Origin of the sequence: Dactylosporangium sp. CA-139066, from assembly GCF_050936175.1 — a bacterium.
Taxonomy (GTDB): Bacteria; Actinomycetota; Actinomycetes; order Mycobacteriales; family Micromonosporaceae; genus Dactylosporangium.
The window spans coordinates 7,867,852-7,884,579 of record NZ_JBNJNH010000001.1 but is presented as its reverse complement, the minus strand read 5'-3'; the positions used below and the strand labels follow the sequence as shown (position 1 = coordinate 7,884,579).

Annotated in this window: 14 protein-coding genes; 11 read left to right on the top strand and 3 right to left on the bottom strand. The window is 73.8% G+C overall.

Features of this window, described 5'->3' with window-relative positions; all coding sequences use genetic code 11:
* Window positions 1–33 precede the first annotated feature (33 nt).
* From ACQEVU_RS36020 to ACQEVU_RS35995, 6 genes are all read left to right on the top strand, one after another.
* On the top strand, window positions 34–1,677 hold the full coding sequence (locus ACQEVU_RS36020) for a response regulator transcription factor (protein WP_433331610.1): 1,644 nt from the start codon (window positions 34–36) through the stop codon (window positions 1,675–1,677).
* Window positions 1,677–2,993, top strand: coding sequence for a sensor histidine kinase (locus ACQEVU_RS36015; protein WP_433331608.1), 1,317 nt, complete (start codon window positions 1,677–1,679; stop codon window positions 2,991–2,993). The genes ACQEVU_RS36020 and ACQEVU_RS36015 overlap by 1 nt, the downstream gene beginning before the upstream one ends.
* 70 nt (window positions 2,994–3,063) lie before the next feature.
* Window positions 3,064–3,399 carry a hypothetical protein gene (locus tag ACQEVU_RS36010; RefSeq protein WP_433331606.1) on the top strand — a complete coding sequence of 112 codons (336 nt, stop codon included), beginning with the start codon at window positions 3,064–3,066 and terminating at the stop codon, window positions 3,397–3,399.
* Entirely contained in the window at window positions 3,396–4,403 is a 1,008-nt protein-coding gene (locus tag ACQEVU_RS36005; RefSeq protein ID WP_433331604.1) for a hypothetical protein, read from the top strand. The genes ACQEVU_RS36010 and ACQEVU_RS36005 overlap by 4 nt, the downstream gene beginning before the upstream one ends.
* Window positions 4,404–4,412: 9 nt before the next feature.
* Window positions 4,413–4,805 carry a MarR family winged helix-turn-helix transcriptional regulator gene (locus ACQEVU_RS36000; protein WP_433331602.1) on the top strand — a complete coding sequence of 131 codons (393 nt, stop codon included), beginning with the start codon at window positions 4,413–4,415 and terminating at the stop codon, window positions 4,803–4,805.
* Entirely contained in the window at window positions 4,802–5,203 is a 402-nt protein-coding gene (locus ACQEVU_RS35995; RefSeq protein ID WP_433331600.1) for a hypothetical protein, read from the top strand. The genes ACQEVU_RS36000 and ACQEVU_RS35995 overlap by 4 nt, the downstream gene beginning before the upstream one ends.
* On the opposite strand, the gene ACQEVU_RS35990 is transcribed toward ACQEVU_RS35995, so the two are convergent.
* Window positions 5,175–6,131, bottom strand: coding sequence for an Lrp/AsnC family transcriptional regulator (locus tag ACQEVU_RS35990; RefSeq protein WP_433331598.1), 957 nt, complete (start codon window positions 6,129–6,131; stop codon window positions 5,175–5,177). The two genes, ACQEVU_RS35995 and ACQEVU_RS35990, sit on opposite strands and share 29 nt — an antisense overlap.
* Window positions 6,132–6,216: 85 nt before the next feature.
* Between ACQEVU_RS35990 and ACQEVU_RS35985 the strand changes: the two genes are divergently transcribed.
* Entirely contained in the window at window positions 6,217–7,635 is a 1,419-nt protein-coding gene (locus ACQEVU_RS35985; protein ID WP_433331596.1) for an MFS transporter, read from the top strand.
* Between the two features lie 229 nt (window positions 7,636–7,864).
* On the opposite strand, the gene ACQEVU_RS35980 is transcribed toward ACQEVU_RS35985, so the two are convergent.
* Both ACQEVU_RS35980 and ACQEVU_RS35975 read right to left on the bottom strand, forming a co-directional pair.
* Window positions 7,865–8,743, bottom strand: coding sequence for a phosphotransferase (locus tag ACQEVU_RS35980; RefSeq protein WP_433331594.1), 879 nt, complete (start codon window positions 8,741–8,743; stop codon window positions 7,865–7,867).
* On the bottom strand, window positions 8,728–9,495 hold the full coding sequence (locus ACQEVU_RS35975; RefSeq protein WP_433331592.1) for an alpha/beta hydrolase: 768 nt from the start codon (window positions 9,493–9,495) through the stop codon (window positions 8,728–8,730). The genes ACQEVU_RS35980 and ACQEVU_RS35975 overlap by 16 nt, the downstream gene beginning before the upstream one ends.
* A gap of 46 nt (window positions 9,496–9,541) precedes the next feature.
* Between ACQEVU_RS35975 and ACQEVU_RS35970 the strand changes: the two genes are divergently transcribed.
* The 4 genes from ACQEVU_RS35970 to ACQEVU_RS35955 all read left to right on the top strand — a co-directional run bounded on the left by ACQEVU_RS35970 (window position 9,542) and on the right by ACQEVU_RS35955 (window position 16,727).
* Window positions 9,542–10,762, top strand: a complete 1,221-nt coding sequence (locus ACQEVU_RS35970) for an MFS transporter (protein ID WP_433331590.1) — start codon at window positions 9,542–9,544, stop codon at window positions 10,760–10,762.
* Between the two features lie 292 nt (window positions 10,763–11,054).
* Window positions 11,055–13,022, top strand: coding sequence for a glycosyltransferase (locus tag ACQEVU_RS35965; RefSeq protein ID WP_433331588.1), 1,968 nt, complete (start codon window positions 11,055–11,057; stop codon window positions 13,020–13,022).
* A complete protein-coding gene (locus tag ACQEVU_RS35960) occupies window positions 13,019–14,179 on the top strand; it encodes a glycoside hydrolase family 26 protein (protein WP_433331586.1) in 1,161 nt (386 codons plus the stop codon). The genes ACQEVU_RS35965 and ACQEVU_RS35960 overlap by 4 nt, the downstream gene beginning before the upstream one ends.
* Window positions 14,180–14,264: 85 nt before the next feature.
* Entirely contained in the window at window positions 14,265–16,727 is a 2,463-nt protein-coding gene (locus ACQEVU_RS35955) for an Hsp70 family protein (protein WP_433331584.1), read from the top strand.
* Window position 16,728: the final 1 nt, after the last annotated feature.

The window sequence follows — 16,728 nt, the reverse complement described above, 5'->3', positions numbered from 1 at the left end:
CATGATCGACAGGATCGAGCCGCTCGTCCGCCGGTGAGCGCGGTGTCCCTCTTCGAGCACGCCTTGCGCGTCCATCGGCAGGACCTTGACGCCCCGCTCCCGGACCACGCGAGCCACGAGCCCGGGCGGTTCCCGGTCGCCCCGGATCACCGCCGCGAGGGCGCGGACGTGGCCGCCATCCTCGACGCGTACTTCGCCCGCCCGGACGCCGAGCCGAGCGACCTGACCGACGCGTTCCACGACGTCTACGTCCCGGTCCACCGCAACGCCCACATCGACGCCGCCGCGCTGCGGGCCGACCGGGCCCGTGTGCGCGACACCGGCCGCTGGCTGGTGCGGCGCAGCGCCGACCGCTGCTCGGTCACCGTCGGCCTGGCGCTGCTGGCCAATGATTCGGACAGGTCCGATATTCCCCTCATCCAGACCATCGGGCTCCTGGCCGAGCTTTTCGGGCCGCCGGCCGCGGAGGCCCTGAGCCGGCGGCGGACCGGCAACCGGGCGCTGGAGTGGCTGGCCGAGCGGACCGGCGGCTGGGGCCGGGTGTACTACGTCGAGATGCTCTGCCGGCACTACGGCATGTCGTCGCGCGACTGGCTCCTGCGCAACGCCTGCGACGGCGACCACCTCAACGGCTACTTCGCCTTCGACGTCGCCACGGCCGCCCACCTGCACGCGGCGATCCTCGCCCCCGACCCGGACGACGACCTGGTCGACCACGCCGGCCGGCTGCTGGCGGTCATGACCTTCTGCCGCGGCATGGGCGGCACGCTGGAGGACTACCCGCCCGCGCCCGCCGTCCTCGCCGCGCACGCGGCCCACCTGGCCCGGCAGGCCCCGACGGCGCGGCGCGCGCACCGCCGCCGTCATCGCGGAGCACCTGGCGAAGGGCCTGGCGCCGGAGACGGCGCGGCAGTACGCCGCGGTGCTCGACCGCCCCGGCTGGCGCGAAGCGGCCGGGGCCGGCGGCGGGCCGGGCGAGGCGTGACAGGGGCTGGCAACATTGCGGCCGTGGTGCGTGTGCTGGTCGTCGAGGATGACGAGCCGATCGCCGACTCGCTGCGGCGCGTCCTGGCCTACGAGGGCTACGACGTCGCCGTGGCGCTCGACGGTCCGGGCGCGCTGTCGGCCGTCGACGCGAACGAACCCGACGTCGTCGTGCTCGACCGGATGCTGCCCGGCCTGGACGGCATCGCCGTGTGCCGCCGCCTGCGGTCCCGGCCCGCCGGCGGCCCGCTGATCCTGATGCTGACCGCCCGCGACGCCACGGCCGACCGGGTCGCGGGGCTGGACGCCGGCGCCGACGACTACCTCGTCAAGCCCTTCGACTACGACGAGCTGCTGGCGCGCATCCGCGCCCTGCTGCGCCGCCGTCAGCCCGAAACGTCGCAGACAGCCGAATTCGACGACCTCGTCGTTGATCTGCGCGCCCACGAGGTGCGCCGCGGCGGCCGGCCGATCGAGCTGACGGCGCAGGAGTTCGCGCTGCTGCGGTACTTCCTGGAACACCCCCGCCAGGTCTTCACCCGCGCCCAGCTGCGCGCGGCGGTGTGGGGCATGGACTTCGACAGCGCGAGCAACGTCGTCGACGTGTACGTCGGCTACCTGCGCGCCAAGCTCGGCGACCCGCGCCTGCTGCACACCGTCCGCGGCGTCGGCTACGTCCTGAGGCGGTCCTGATGTCCATCCGCGGGCGCATCACGCTCTACGGCCTGGCCGTCGTCACGCCGGTGCTGGCCCTCTTCTGCGCCGCGGTGTTCCTGCTGCTCGCCGCCGGCGCCGGCAACAGCCAGGACACCGCGCTGGCGGCCCGCGCCGACTCGGCCGCCGGCTCCCTCACCGCGCTGCCCCCGCCCGCCGACGGCGCCGCGCCGGCCGCCGCCGACCTGGGGATCAGCGACGACATCGCGATCGTGGTGTACGACGCGTCCGGCCGGCCGCTGTACGCGACGGGCCGGGTCGGCGCCGAGGTGCCGCACATCGCCCGCGACCGCGACAAGACCACGGTCACCGTGGCCGGCGTGCCGCTGCGCGTCGCGGTCCGCCCCGCCGCCGGCGGTTACGTCGCCGCCGTGCAGAGCACCCGCAAGGTCAGATCGGACCGGGCCGGCCTGTTCGTGCTCGTCGCCGTGTACGCCGTGCTCGGCTTCCTGGCCGCCGCGGGCGCCATCTGGCTGGTGAGCCGCCGCGCCCTGCGCCCCCTGCGCGAGCTCACCGCGCTCGTCAACGCCCAGGACCTGACCCGCCGCCTGCCACCCGCGCGGGCCGATGACGAGCTGGGGAGGCTGACGGCGGCGTACAACGCCATGATGGACCGCCTGCAGTCCAGCGTCACGGCCCAGCGCCGCTTCGTCGCCGACGCCTCCCACGAGCTGCGCACGCCGCTGACGACGATCCGCAACAACGCGGGCTTCCTGCTGCGCCACCCGGACGCCGCCCCGGACGACCGCGCGGCCGCGGTGCGCGACATCGACGGCGAGAGCGCGAGGATGAGCCGCCTGGTCGAGCAGCTCCTCACCTTGGCCCGCGCCGACGCCGGCCGCCCGCTGCACACCGCCCCGGTCGACCTCGGCGCGCTCGTCGAGGACGTGTGCCGCCAGGCCGGCGCCCAGCACCCGGCCAAGCGCGTGCACTGCGCCCTGACCCCGGCCCGCCCGGTCCTCGGCGACGCCGACGCCCTGGCCCAGCTGGTGTGGATCCTGGTCGACAACGCCGTGAAGTACTCCCCGCCGGACGGCAACGTGTGGGTCACCGTGACCCAGCGCGGCCCCCGCACCCAGCTGTCGGTGGCCGACGACGGCCCGGGCATCCCGCCGGGCGAGGAGCGGCGCATCTTCGAGCGCTTCCACCGCGCCGAGGAGTCCCGCACCGGCCGCGGCGCGGGCCTGGGCCTGGCGATCGCGCTGACGATCGCCCTGGAACACCACGGCGCGATCGAGGCCGCGAACAACGCGACGGGCGGCGCCGCCTTCCTCGTCGACCTCCCCTGCGCCTGACTACGGCGGGCTCATCGGGTTCTTAGAAACGGCTCATCGCCGCCTCATCGCGGCGGGCGACGATGCGGGCATGGAACGCGTCGCCCGGTCGCTGCTGGCGCTCCAGGCCGCCCTCGAGCTCACCGCCACCCTGGGGCTGGCGCTGCTCAGCGGCCCCGTCGCCACCATCGGCCCGCTGCTGCACGCCGTGCTCCTGCTGGTGCTGTCCGCGCGGGCGCACAGACCGTGGGCCCAGTGGGCCGTGATCGCCGTCGAAGGGCTCGCGATCGGCGGGTTCGCGCTGCAGCAGACGCTCGGGCTGCTGCCCCAGCTCGACGCCACCGTCAACCTCACCGGCCTGCTGACGACGCTGGCGTTGCCGGGCGTCCTGTGTGCGCTCGCCGTGCGGATGCTGGTGCGGCCGTGAGCGACTTCTGGCTCGGCATCGCGCCCGAGCACCGGATCCCCCTCGCCGCCGCGCTGTTCGCCCCGCTGCTGCTGTGGCAGCTGCGCCGGGCCCTCGCCGCGCACGCCCGCCTGCTCGGCCGCCCGAACCATGCGCCGCCCGATCCACGCGCCCGCTGGGCCGTGCGGCTCCTCGCCCCGGTCGTCGTGTACCACGCGCTGCTCGGGCCGCTCGCCCTCGCCGGGGCGCTCGCCGCGGCCTGGGCGCCCCGGGGGCGGCGGTGGCGCCTGCGCACCGCGCTGGTCGTCGCCGCCCTGCCCGGCTTCGCCCTGGCCGGGCCCGACCAGGCGGCCATGGCGGTCGTCCTGCTCGAGCTCGCCGTCCTCGCCCTCGTCGCACCGCGGACCGTCACCGTCCCCGCGACGGTGGGCTTCGGCGCCGTCACCTGGCTCATCGGGTTCGCCGGCCACGACCACGACGGCGTCGACCGGCTCCAGGCCGGCACGATCCGCCGCGGTACCCCCACCGCGACCGCCGGCATCGACGGCCCCACCCTCGCCGAGCGGACCCGCCGGGCCACCCTGCGCTACCGCGACCCGGCGCAGGCCCGCGCCGACGGCTACACCCCGGCCGGGCGCCCCGAGGGGCTGCAGGTGCACTTCGACAACAAGCGCAACCAGGCCGACGGGCGCACCCTCGACCCCGAGGCGCCCGAGCAGCTCGTGTACGCCATCCGCGACGGCCGCGCGCTCCTGCTCGGCGTCGTGTACCAGATGCCCCGGGCCGGAAGCCGCGGGCCGGCGCTGCCGGGCTCGGCGGCCCATTGGCACGCGCACGACATCTGCGCCGGGCTGCTGCCGCCCGGGTTCGGCGTCGTCTCGCCGTACGGCGGCTGCCCCGGGCTCACCGTCGCCGTCACCGCCGCCGAGATGATCCACGTCTGGGTCGTCGACCCGCCCGGCGGGCCCTACGCCGAGAGTCTCAGCGACACATGGGTTGCCGCCAGACTCTACGGATCCGGATAATACGAAACCGTGGTACTTCTTCTGGAGCTGCAGCGCGCCACGCACGCGACGCTGCACCACCTCACCGCGCACCTCGCCGACCTGGGCCTGTCCCCGTCCGAGCTCAACGCCCTGGCCAACCTCGGCGCGCGGGCGGACGCGGTCGCCACCGTGTCGGAGCTCGGCGCCGCGATCGGCGGCCGGCCCACCACGCTCACCGGCATCCTCGACCGCCTCGAGCAGCGCGGCCTGCTCGCCCGTGAGCCGCATCCGCGCGACCGGCGCACCGTCGTGGTGCGCCCGACGGCCGAGGGGGCGCGGGTCGCCGCCCGAATCCTCGACGCCATGGCGCAGCTCGAGCGGCGCCTGACGCCCGAGGCCGTCGAGGCGGTTTCGGCGGCGCTGCGGGAGCTCTCCCGATGACCACCTTCGACGAGCTGTTCGCCGAGGTCACGGCGGGCGACGCCCGCTTCGGTCACCGCCGGCACGTCCAGCTGACCTGGCTGGCCCTGCGCCGGATGAGCCTCGCCGCGGCGACCGAGCTGGTCAGCGACGGCATCCGGCGCACGGCCCGATACGCGGGGGCGCCCCAGAAGTACCACCACACGATGAGCCGCGCCTGGGTCGAGCTCGTCGCCGCCCGGATGCGGCCCGGCGACGCGGACTTCGAGGCGTTCGCCGCCCGCGCGCCCGAGGTGCTCGACAAGCGCCTGCTGAGCCGCTTCTACCGCTCGTCCACGCTCGCGTCGGCCGAGGCGAAGGCCGGCTGGGTCGAGCCGGACCTCGCCCCGCTCACGTCAGCAGGGCACCCACCTGCTTGACGTGGCGCAGCGACGGCGCCGACTCGAGCCGGTCCACGCCCGGCAGCGGCCCGACCCGGTGCGTCACGTACTCGTACAGCCCCGCCATGTCATGGCAGATCACGGTCGCCACCAGGTTGGTCTCCCCGGTGGTGGCCGCGGCGAACACGACCTCGGGGTGCGCGGCCATCGCCCGCCCGACCGCCTCCAGGTGCGCCGGCGCGACGCTGAGCCACAGCAGGAACCGCGCGTTGTACCCGAACAGCGACGGCTCCACCTCCACGTCGAAGAAGATCGAGCCGCTGGCCCGCAGGTGCTCCAGCCGCCGCCGGACCGTCGACTCCGACCAGCCGGTCGCCGCGGCCAGCTGCGGGTAGCCCAGCCGCCCGTCGCGGTTCAGCGCGGCCAGCAGCGGCCGGTCGGCGTCGGTGATGGCCGGTACTGCGGCCGGGTCCGGCGCCGGCGGGCGCAGCGCGTCCATCTGCTGCGGCGTCAGCCGGGTCATGCGGGTGTCGCCCTCGGCGCCGCCGGCGAACTGGTGCATGAGGCAGTGCGCGCGCACCGACACGACCCGGGGCGTGCGGGGCAGCTTCTGCAGCAGCAGGCTGTCGCGGTCGGCGGTGCCCGGGTTCTGGACGACGCACGTGACCTCGGTGCCGCCGGAGGCCAGCGTCACCCAGGTCGTGTCGGGCCGCCGGGCGAGCGCCTCGGCGATCGCGCCCGCGGCATCCGGCGTGGTCTGCAGCCGGATGAGCCACATGTCGTAGCCGAGCCGGGGCCCGTCGGGCAGCCCGGCCACGCGCAGGCCGGCCTCGGCGCGCATCCGCCGGTACCGCCGGGCGACCGTCTGGTCGGAGACCCCCAGCACGCCGGCCAGCGCGCTGAACGGCACCCGCCCGTCCAGCCGCAGCCCGTCGACGATGCTCAGGTCCAGAATGTCGAGTTCCACCAGCCAACGGTATCCGGCGTCGGAATCCGGCACCGGATGCCGCCGTGAGTACCGGGAACCGCTCGGCCGCCGCACATTCGAGCACATGCGCACATGGTCTGCCCTGATCGCCGTCTCCATCGGCACCTTCATGCTGCTCGTCGACGTCACCATCGTGACCGTCGCCCTGCCCCGCATCGCCCACGACCTCGACGCCACCCTCGGCGGACTGCAGTGGGTCCTCGACGGCTACGCCCTGGCCCTGGCCGCGGTACTGCTGGCCTCCGGCGCCCTCGCCGACCGGCACGGCCGCCGCCGCGTCTACCTCGGCGGCACCGTGGTCTTCGCCCTCGCCTCGCTGCTGTGCGCGGCCGCCCCGAACGCCGCCCTGCTCGTCGCCGCCCGCTTCCTGCAGGGCCTCGGCGGCGCCGCGATGCTGGCCACGACGGTGGCGATCCTCAGCGTCGCGTACACCGGCCGCGACCGGGGCGTCGCCTTCGGCATCTGGGGCGCGGTCAACGGCGCCGCCGCCGCGGCCGGCCCGATCGCCGGCGGCCTGCTCACCGAGCACCTCGGCTGGCGCTGGATCTTCCTGGTCAACCTCCCGGTGAGCCTGCTGGCCCTGTGGTTCACCGCGCGCGGCGTCACCGAGTCCCGCGGCCGCGCCGACGCCCGCCTGGACGTCCCCGGCACGCTGCCGTTCACGATCTCGGCCGCGGCGGTGACGTACGCCCTCATCCGCGGCGGCGACGCCGGCTGGACCGCACCGTCCACGCTCGGCTCCTTCGCCCTCGCCGCCGTCGCCCTGGCCGCGTTCCTGGCCGTCGAGCGGCGCACCGCGCACCCCATGCTGGACCTGCGCCTGTTCGCGAAGCCGTCCTTCTCCGTCCTCATGGCCGCGGCGGTACTCGCACAGGCCTCCGCGTTCGCGTACCTGCCGTTCACCACGGTCTGGCTGCAGCAGTTCCTGGGCAAGGGCCCGGTCGACGCGGGCCTGCTCGGCGCCCTGCCGCTGTCCGCGGCCTCCTTCGCCGGCGGCGCGCTCGGCGGCCGCCTGCTGCAGCGGATCGCCCCGCGCTGGACGATCGGCCTCGGCATGCTGCTCATCGGCGCCGGCGCCCTCCTGCAGTCCCGCCTGACCCCGTCCAGCGCCGGCACGGCCCTCATCCCCGGCCTGATCGTGGCCGGTTTCGGCGTGGCCGCGGTCCTGCCGACGATGGCATCGGCCGCCCTGGCCGCGGTGCCGCACGAGGGCAGCGGCATGGCCGGCGGCGCGGTGAACACGTTCCGCCAGCTGGGCTTCGCGCTGGGCGTGGCCGTGTTCGGCTCGCTGTTCGCCGACCGCCTCTCCTCCCACCACGCCCCGACGGACGCGGTGAACCACGTGACCGCGGTCGCGGGCTGGGTCGCCCTGGCCGGCGGCGCGCTGGTCCTGCTCCTGGTCCGCACGGGCCGCCCGGCCTGGGAGTCCCAGAAGCCGCCCGCGGACCGCGAGCCGACCCCCGTCCCGGCCGACGCCGCGTAGCGCGCAGCGGTGGGGCGCGCCCGGCCGCGCCCCACCCGCCCGCGTGCACCATGTGAAATGCGGTCGTGCCACCGACGGCCCGCCACGTCCGCACGGACAGCGGGTCATCAGTCGGTGGTCCAGACCGTAGACAGTGAAAATTGCTGGGCTTCCTTGCGCCTCGGCGCGGGGGAAGGTGTCAGCCTAGTTTCCTAGGATGTGCAACACGACGTGACGCGGCAAGAGTCGGTCAGAGGCCGGCGAGGCGGGCGCGTTCTTCGGCCTCGGGCCGGCTGAGCAGGTCAAGGCCGTCGAGCGCCCACTTCTTCGCGTTGAACAGCAGGATCCACAGGCCGGCCGCCCACGCTGCCGCCCGTTCGTCCGTGCTCCACGACCGGCCGCTCGCGTGCTCGTAGGCGTCCAGGAACTCGGCGCTCTCCTCAACGGTGGCCGCGTGCCGGTCGGCGCCGGCCGGAAACATTGCGGCGGCGACGCCGACGATCACCGGCTCGGGCTCGGCCACGGCGCTGTCCCAGTCGTGGACCGCGAGGGGCTCGCCGTCGCGCCACCAGATGTTGTGGGACTCGAAGTCGCAGTGGCCGACGACCGGCGGGGCCTCGAAGCGGGACAGGCGGGCGCGGACCGCCTCCGCGGCGTCGTCGTGCCAGCTCTTGTTCGCGTGCAGGTCGGCGTCGCGGTCGTCGGGGCGGGGCCAGATGGGGCCTTCGTCGTGGTACCACCGGATCCAGGGCGGTGACGGGGTCAGTGGCGGCGTGTCGGGCACGCGCGGTGCCGTGGCGATCAGGCGGGCCAGGAGCGCGGCGGACGCCGCGGGCGGCGGCGGGGTGGACGAGGACGGCGGGGGCTCGACGGCGGCCTCGGCGTTCAGGGCCAGGTCGCCGAAGCGGTCGGGGCCGGCGATCGGCTCGGGGCAGGGGAAGCCGGCGCTCCACAGGTGGTGCTGGACGACGGCGCAGCCGGCGAGCCGATCGGCGAACGGGCGCGCCTTCACCACCACGGTCCGGCCGTCGGCGAGGCGCACCACGTACACCCGGGAGAGGTTGCCGGTGACCCGCAGCGTCTCGGCGACCGGGCTTCCCAGCCAGTCGCCGATCAGAGCGGCAGCCATGCCAGCACGTCGCGGATCCGGGCGTCCCAGTAGCCCCACTCGTGCTCGCCGGGGGAGAACTCGGCGGTGACGGGGATGGCCTGGGCGCGGCACTGCTCGACGAAGCGGACGTTGCCGTCGTACAGCGGGTCCTCGGTGCCGCAGGCGACGTACAGCGGCGGGACAGTGGTGGCGCCGGCGAGCAGGTGCATCAGGTCGTCGGGCGTGCCCTCGATCGCCGGTGGGTCGCCGTAGATGCGCTGCCACATGCGCGGGTCCTCGGGGCGGTGCAGGTCGGCGGCGCGGGCGGCGAGGTCGAGGACGCCGGAGAGGCTGGCGGCGGCGCCGAAGCGGTCGGGGTGGCGCAGGGCGAGCTTGAACGCGCCGTAGCCGCCCATGGACAGGCCGGCGACGAAGGTGCGGGCCGGGTCGGCGCTGAGGCGGAAGAAGCCGCGGGCGACGCGGGGGAGCTCCTCGGCGATGAACGTCCAATATGGACGGCCCCACACCTCGTCGGTGTAGAAGCTGCGGTGGACCTGCGGCATCACCACGGCCAGGCCCAGGCCGGCGGCGTAGCGCTCGATCGCGGTGTGCCGGGTCCAGATGGTGTCGTCGTCGCTGAGGCCGTGCAGCAGGTACAGCGTGGGGAAGTCGCCGTCGCTCGCGCGGCCGCTGACGCCGATCTGGCCGGCCGCGGTCTGCGGCAGCAGCACGGTCATCGACGTGCCGAAGCCCAGCGCCTCGGAGAAGAAGTCGCAGCGTACCCGCGCCATTATGTGGTAGCCCCCGTCCGTCGCTGCGTGCGACGCTACCACCGCCATGCTGGGTCACAAACGCGCCAACCTCGCCCTCACCGCCCTTGCGGTCTCGACGTTCTCGTTCGTCACCACGGAGATCCTGCCCGTCGGGCTGCTCACGCTCATGGCCGACGACCTGCAGCGGTCGCGCTCCGCGGTGGGGCTGCTGATGACCGGGTACGCGGTGGTGGTCATGGTCCTGTCGCTGCCGCTGGCCCGGCTCACCCAGCGGGTGCCGCGGCGGCTGCTGCTCAGCGGGACGCTCGGGGTGTTCGCCGCGGCGAACCTCGTCACCGCGCTCGCGCCCGGCTACGGGGTGCTGCTCGGCGCGCGGCTCGTGGTGGGGGCGACGCAGGCGCTGTTCTGGTCGATCGTGGCGTCCACCGCGACGACGCTGTTCCCGCCGCAACGGCGCGGGCGGACCGTGGCCCGGCTCTCGGTCGGCGCCGCGCTCGGCCCGGTGCTCGGCGTGCCGCTGGGCACGTGGCTCGGCCAGCAGGCGGGCTGGCGCGCCGCGTTCCTGGCGATGGCCGCGGTCGGGGCCGTCACCTGCGCCGCGCTCGTCGCGCTGCTGCCGGCCCATGAGCGCGGCACCGAGGCCGTCGTCGTGCGCGGGAGCGCTCCCGACGCGCGCCGCTTCGCGATCCTCGTGGTGGCGGTCGCGATCTGCGTGACCGGGGCGCTGACGCTGCAGACGTACGTGACGCCGTTCCTGCTCGACGTGAGCGGCTTCGCGCCGGACGCGCTGGGCCCGCTGCTGCTCGCGGCCGGCCTGGCGGGGCTGGCCGGGACGGTCGCGGTCGGGCGGTTCCTGGACCGGTACGCGTACCTCGCGCTCGTCGTGCCGCTGGTGCTGCTGTGCGCGGGGCTGCTGGCGATGTACTGGCTGGGCGGGCTCGGGCCGGCCGCGGTCGCCGCCCTGGCGCTGTGCAACCTGAGCTACGGCGCGATGGCGGCGGCCGTGCAGAACCGGGTGCTGATGGTCGCCCCGGGCAGCGCGGACGTGGCGTCGGCCGGGACGAGCTCGGCGTTCAACGTCGGGATCGCCGCCGGCTCGCTCGTCGGCGGCATGATCATCGATGGGCCGGGGGTCCGGTCGACGGCGCTGGTCGGCGGGGCGCTGACGCTGCTCGCGGTGGTCCTGGTGCTCGCCGAGCCGGTGCTGGCCGGCCGCATTTCCATTGTGGAGAGTCGGGAAAACGACAGCATCACGGGCAACACCTCACCAATCCGGCGGACGTGACCCATCGCCACTTGATCGGTTCAAAAAAGAGATCGGAAAAAGGCTGTCGGATCCGCTACATTCACCCTCCCTCCCGGCCCGCCGAATGCCCTGGAGATGGGCGTGAAAACGGGCATCCACCAGCGGAAACGATCACCCGCGAGTGGTCGCGGGATCGGCCGATGGGATGGTCCGCCGAATCGCGGTCTGAGCCTACGATCAGCGGAGCCGGATACGGCGGGGGAACGTCATCGAGCGTGATGTTCCATTTCGGGCTTGAAGATCGGAGGCCGGTTCGTTGCTGGACACCGCCGTGCCCCGATCGGTGACATCCGGGGGCGCCGAGAACGGGTCCGGGTCGCGGCCGACCCGTGCCGAGCGCCGGGCCCGCAAGGCCCGCGACAAGCGCGAGTCGACGCACCTGGCCTACGAGGACGGCAACGAGATCACCGGGCCGCTGACCCGGCCGTCGGCGCCGCACCGGCCGGTGGTGTACCGCAAGGTGGGCGGCCCGTGGCGCCGGGTGATGCTGTCGCTGCTCATCTCGGCCAACTTCCTCACCGGGCTGGTGTTCATCGGCTGGCTGCTGCTGCCGGAGCACATTCCGGGCGCGGGCCCGTCGCGTGACGCCGCCGACTGGCACGTGATCGTCGCGCGGATCGCGTTCTGCTTCGTGGTCCTCGTCGAGGCGGTGCGGCTGCTGCAGAACTTCGCGGTGTGGGTGTTCGCGTGGAAGGCCCGCGACCCGGTGCCGATGCTGCCCGAGCCGGGGCTGCGCATCGCGATGCTGACCACGATCGTGCCGGCGAAGGAGCCGATCGACGTCGTGGAGCGCTCGCTGCGGGCTATGCAGAAGGTCCGCTACGACGGCCGGGTCGACATCTGGATCCTCGACGAGGGCGACGATCCCCGGGTCAAGGCGATGGCCAGGCGCCTGGGCGTGCACCACTTCAGCCGCAAGGGCCGGCCCGAGTTCAACCAGGAGCACGGCGCCTTCCGGGCCAAGACCAAGTCCGGCAACCACAACGCCTGGCGGGCCACCCACGAGCACGTCTACGACGTCGTCGCGCAGATGGACCCCGACCACGTGCCGCTGCCGAGCTTCCTCGAGCGCACGCTGGGCTACTTCCGGGATCCCGACGTCGCCTTCGTCGTGGCGCCGCAGGTGTACGGCAACATGTACGACAACTGGGTCGTGCACGGCGCCTCGGTGCAGCAGTACCTGTTCTCCGGCCTGATCGAGCGCGGCGGCAACGGCCTCGACGCGCCGCTGCTCATCGGGACCAACCACCTGTACCGGCCGATGGCCTGGGCGATGATCGACGGCTACCAGGACTCGATCATCGAGGACCACCTCACGAGCATGGTCGTCATGGGCGCCAAGAACCCGCTCACCGACCGGCGCTGGAAGGGCGTCTACACGCCCGACGTCATCGCGATCGGCGAGGGCCCGACGAGCTGGACGGACTACTTCAACCAGCAGAAGCGGTGGGCGTACGGCGTCTGGGAGATCCTGCTGCGCCGCTCCAAGCCGCACCTCAAGCGCCTCGGCTTCGGGCAGCGGCTGTGCTACGGCCTGGTGCAGTCCTACTACCCGAGCGTCGCCCTCGCCGCGGTGTCCGGGGTCGTGGCCACCGGGACGTACCTGAGCCTGGGCATCAACGCCGCGGACATCCAGTGGCGGATGTGGGCGGCGCTGTGGGGCGCGAGCATGGGCACCTGGGCGGTGCTGTGGCTGTGGCTGCGCCGGTTCAACCTGGCCCGCCACGAGCGGCGCGAGATCGGCGTGCACGGCATGCTGCTGGCGCTGTTCGCGGTGCCCGTCTACGCCGCCGCCGGCATCGCCGCGCTGCTGCGCCGGCCCCTGGCGTACGCGGTGACGGCGAAGGGGCGGCTGCGCAGCGTCGACGGGCCCAAGACGTTCCGCACGCACGCCGTGTGGGCCCTCGTGGGCGCGGCGCTGCTCGGGGCGAGCTTCGTCCTGGGGTACGACTCCATCGCCCTTCGCTTCTGGGCTTCGCTGAGCATCGTCGTGGGCTCGATCCCGCCGCTGATGGCGTGGTGCACGTGGCTGCGCGACCGGGGCGCGGTGGAGCCGGAGGAGGACCCGGTGACGTCGGGCCTGGTCGTCACGATCCGGGCGACGGTGTCCAGCGCGTTCGCGATCGACGACCTGCCGACCGTGCACGGCTTCCCGGCGGTGCCGCACGCCGGCTTCCCGCTGCCGCACCAGGCCCTGCCGCACCAGGCCCAGCCGCAGGCGCAGGGGAGCCCGGCGTGATCACGCTGCCCCGGATCATGCTGGCCGCGCTCGTGGTGATCGGCTCGTACGTGTTCGTGGTGGCGCCGCGCGTGGACGCCTACACCAACCCGAGCGCGCAGTGGTCGCCGCAGGTGGTCGAGCCGCGGCCGACGTTCACGCTCGAGCCGCCGGTGCCCGGGCGGCGCCCGCAGGGGTTCCCCGACGCCGGCACCGCGTTCTTCGGCATCTTCACCGAGAAGGGCCCGGGCGACCTGACGGACTACAACGGGTTCGTGCAGGCCGCGGGGAAGGGCCCGCAGGTGATGATGTTCGCGTCGGGGTGGGGCGCGCAGAAGCACTTCGACCGGCAGCCGTTCGACCGCATCGTCAACCGGGGCATGCTGCCGATGCTCGGCTGGGAGCCGTGGGACTACCGCGCCGAGTCCAAGACCGACAAGGACCGGGGGACGCAGCCACAGTACCGCCTGTCGCGGATCGCCGGCGGCGCGTTCGACGCCTACATCACCGAGTGGGCGAAGGGGATCAAGGACCTCGGGTATCCGGTGGCCATCCGCTTCGCGCACGAGATGAACGGCTACTGGTACCCGTGGTGCGAGTCCGCCAACGGCAACCAGCGCGGCGACTACGTGGCCGCCTGGCGGCACGTGCACGACCTGTTCGCGAAGCTGGGCACGAAGAACGTCATCTGGGTGTGGAGCCCGAACGTCGTGTACGAGAACGCGACGCCGCTGTCGCAGCTGTACCCCGGCGACGACTACGTCGACTGGGTCGGGCTGTCCGGCTACTACGGCACGGCGGGCATGGAGACGTACCAGACGTTCGACCAGATCTACCGGCCGACCCTGGCGGAACTGAAGCGAATCAGCCAGCGCCCGATCGTGGTGACCGAGACGGCGGCGACCGACGCGCAGGGCCGCAAGGCCGAGTGGATCACCGACTTCCTGCGCTCGCTGCCGAAGCACCCGGAGATCATCGGCTTCCTGTGGTACGAGTCGATCAAGGAGACGGACTGGCGCATCGCCGCCACCCCGGCCGCCTCGAGCGCCTTCGCCCAGGGCGTCGCCCAGCCGTACTACACGGCCCGCTGGTCGCCGGACATGGTCCCCCGCACGACGCTGCCCTCGACGGCGTCGGCGTCCGCCACCCCCTCTGCGTCGGCCTCCCGATCGAATTAGTGCCGCTGTCATATCCGGCAACTACTCTGGCCGCCGCGCAACTCGCGAACTTGGTGTTAGGAGCACATATGGGCAGGTCGTCGTGGTGAGCCCGGCGCCGGCCGGCTACGTCGTCGGCATCGACCTCGGCACCTCGAACACGGTCGCGGTGATCCGCTCGCCCGACGGGCGGCGCCGGCCGGTGCTGTTCGACGGCGCGCCCCTCATGCCGTCCGCGGTCTTCCTGCAGGACAACGGGCAGCTCGCGGTGGGACGCGACGCGATCCGGCTGGCCCAGCTCGACCCGGCCCGCTACGAGCCGAACCCGAAGCGGCGCATCGACGAGCCGGCGGTGCTGCTCGGCAGCGCCGAGATCCCGACTGTCAACATGCTGGCCGCGATCCTGCGCACGGTCGCGATCGGCGTCGCCGAGATCACCCGGTTCGCGCCGCCGGTCGTGCTGACGTACCCGGCCTCCTGGGGCCAGACCCGCCGCCGCACGCTGCACGACGCCGCGATCGCCGCCGGCTGGCCGCAGGTCGAGATGATCCCGGAGCCGGTGGCCGCCGCGCGGTACTTCATCAGCGCCCTCAACCACCCGCTGCCCCGCGGCGAGTCGATGGTGGTCTACGACTTCGGCGGCGGCACGATCGACATCGCCGTGGTCCGCAACGAGCCGCAGGGCTTCGTCGTCATCGGCTCCGGCGGCCTCGAGGACGTCGGCGGCCTCGACCTCGACGCCGCGCTCGTCGAGCTGCTCGGCGGCGTGCTGCAGCGCACCGAGCCCGACGTGTGGCGGCGGCTGCAGGACCCGCGCACCGCCCAGGACCGCCGCGACCGCCGGCTGTTCTGGGAGGACGTGCGCGGCGCCAAGGAGATGCTGTCGCGCACCACCGTCGCCCCGGTCAGCATCCCCGGCGTCGAGGCCGCGATGCACCTGACCCGCGAGGAGCTCGAGGGCCGGATCGGCCCGATGATCGCCCGCACGGTGACCGAGACGGCCCGCGTCGTGCGCGAGTCCGGCCTGCAGGCCAGCACCCTGGCCGGCGTCATGCTCGTCGGCGGCTCGTCCCGGGTGCCGCTCGTGGCCCGGATGCTGCACCGCGAGCTGGACGTCGCGCCGACCGTCCTCGAGCAGCCGGAGCTGCCGGTCGCCGAGGGCGCCGTGGTCCACCCGGCCGAGCTGACCACCGACGGCCGCATCGGCACCGCGACCGGCACCGCGTCGGTCGGCGTGCCGACGCCGCGCCCGCCGACCTTCACCGGCCCGCCGTCCGGCACCGTCTACGGCGGCGGCGGTGGCACCGAGGCGATGCCGGTCCCGGTCTCGGGCATGCCGGTCTCCAGCGTGCCCGTCTCCGGCCCGGGCGGGTCGGTCTACCCCGTCTCGGCGGTGCCGGGCTCCGGCGGCGCCGGCGTCTCGCCGGTCTCGGCCATCCCGACGGGCTTCGAGTCCCCGGCCACCCCGGTCTCCCCGGCCGTCGACGTTCCCGTCCGCCCCGGCGTCAAGCCGGAGGAGGAGCCGGCGACGGGCGGCCGCCGCCGGCTGGCGCTCATCGCCGGCTTCGCCGTCGTGCTGCTCCTGCTCATCGGCGGCGCCTTCGCCCTCAAGGCCTACAACGGCAAGGACGACAACCAGGCCGGCGGCAGCGGCCCCTCCTCGGCGCCCCCGGCGTCTGCGTTCGGCAAGTGGGAGAAGCTGCCCGACGTTCCGTCCGACGACGGCTTCGAGGGCGCCGGCGCCGCGGTCGTCAACGGCAAGCTGTACGTCATCGGCGGCTTCACGGCCAACACGCCGCGCACGCAGGTCGCCAACGTCTACGTCTACGACATCAAAGACCGGACGTGGTCCAACGGCCCGCCGCTGCCGGCGGCGACCAGCCACATGTCGGTGGTCGTCGACGGCAACGATGACATCTGGGTGATGGGCGGCTGGGTCAAGAGCGGCGCCACCGACTCCGTCTGGAAGCTCTCGGCCGGCAAGACGCAGTGGGAGGAGGGCCCGAAGCTGCCGGAGGGCCGCATCGGCGGCGCCGCGGTCGCCGACAGCGACGGCATTCTCTTCGGCGGCGGCACCGCGCCGAACAAGCGGGCCACCGACACCGTCTGGCTGCTCGGCCCCGCCGGTTGGAAGGCGCTGTCCCAGCCCCTCTCGGACCGCCGGGAGAAGCTGACGGCGGCGTCCGACGGCGCCGGCACGGTCTACTTCATCGGCGGGGTGCAGCAGTCGGACGGGAACAAGACCAAGGACACCATCGACATTTATGTGCAGCAGCTGAAGAGCCCCAACAACGACGTCAAACTCGACCATCCACGCGAGGGCGCGTCGGCCGTGTATCTCAATCGCATCGGCCTGTGCGTGTTCGGCGGCAACGAGGGCGGCACGGTCTACGACTGGTGGTGCAAGGACGCCTCGATGACGCCGCTGATGCCGAAGCAGGAGGTGCCGCGCTCCGGCATGGCGGTCGCGGTGAGCGGCGGCGTCCTCTACGCCGTCGGCGGCTACAACGGGTCGAAGCAGCTCAACGGCACGAAGACGCTCGAGGCGTTCAAGTACACGAGCAACTGAC

Coding starts and splice junctions, on each gene's coding strand:
- ACQEVU_RS35970 (WP_433331590.1), top strand. CDS start 9,542: ATGCTGGGTCACAAACGCGCCAACCTCGCCCTCACCGCCCTTGCGGTC.
- ACQEVU_RS36015 (WP_433331608.1), top strand. CDS start 1,677: ATGTCCATCCGCGGGCGCATCACGCTCTACGGCCTGGCCGTCGTCACG.
- ACQEVU_RS35995 (WP_433331600.1), top strand. CDS start 4,802: ATGACCACCTTCGACGAGCTGTTCGCCGAGGTCACGGCGGGCGACGCC.
- ACQEVU_RS35985 (WP_433331596.1), top strand. CDS start 6,217: ATGCGCACATGGTCTGCCCTGATCGCCGTCTCCATCGGCACCTTCATG.
- ACQEVU_RS36010 (WP_433331606.1), top strand. CDS start 3,064: ATGGAACGCGTCGCCCGGTCGCTGCTGGCGCTCCAGGCCGCCCTCGAG.
- ACQEVU_RS35980 (WP_433331594.1), bottom strand. CDS start 8,743: ATGGCTGCCGCTCTGATCGGCGACTGGCTGGGAAGCCCGGTCGCCGAG.
- ACQEVU_RS35975 (WP_433331592.1), bottom strand. CDS start 9,495: ATGGCGCGGGTACGCTGCGACTTCTTCTCCGAGGCGCTGGGCTTCGGC.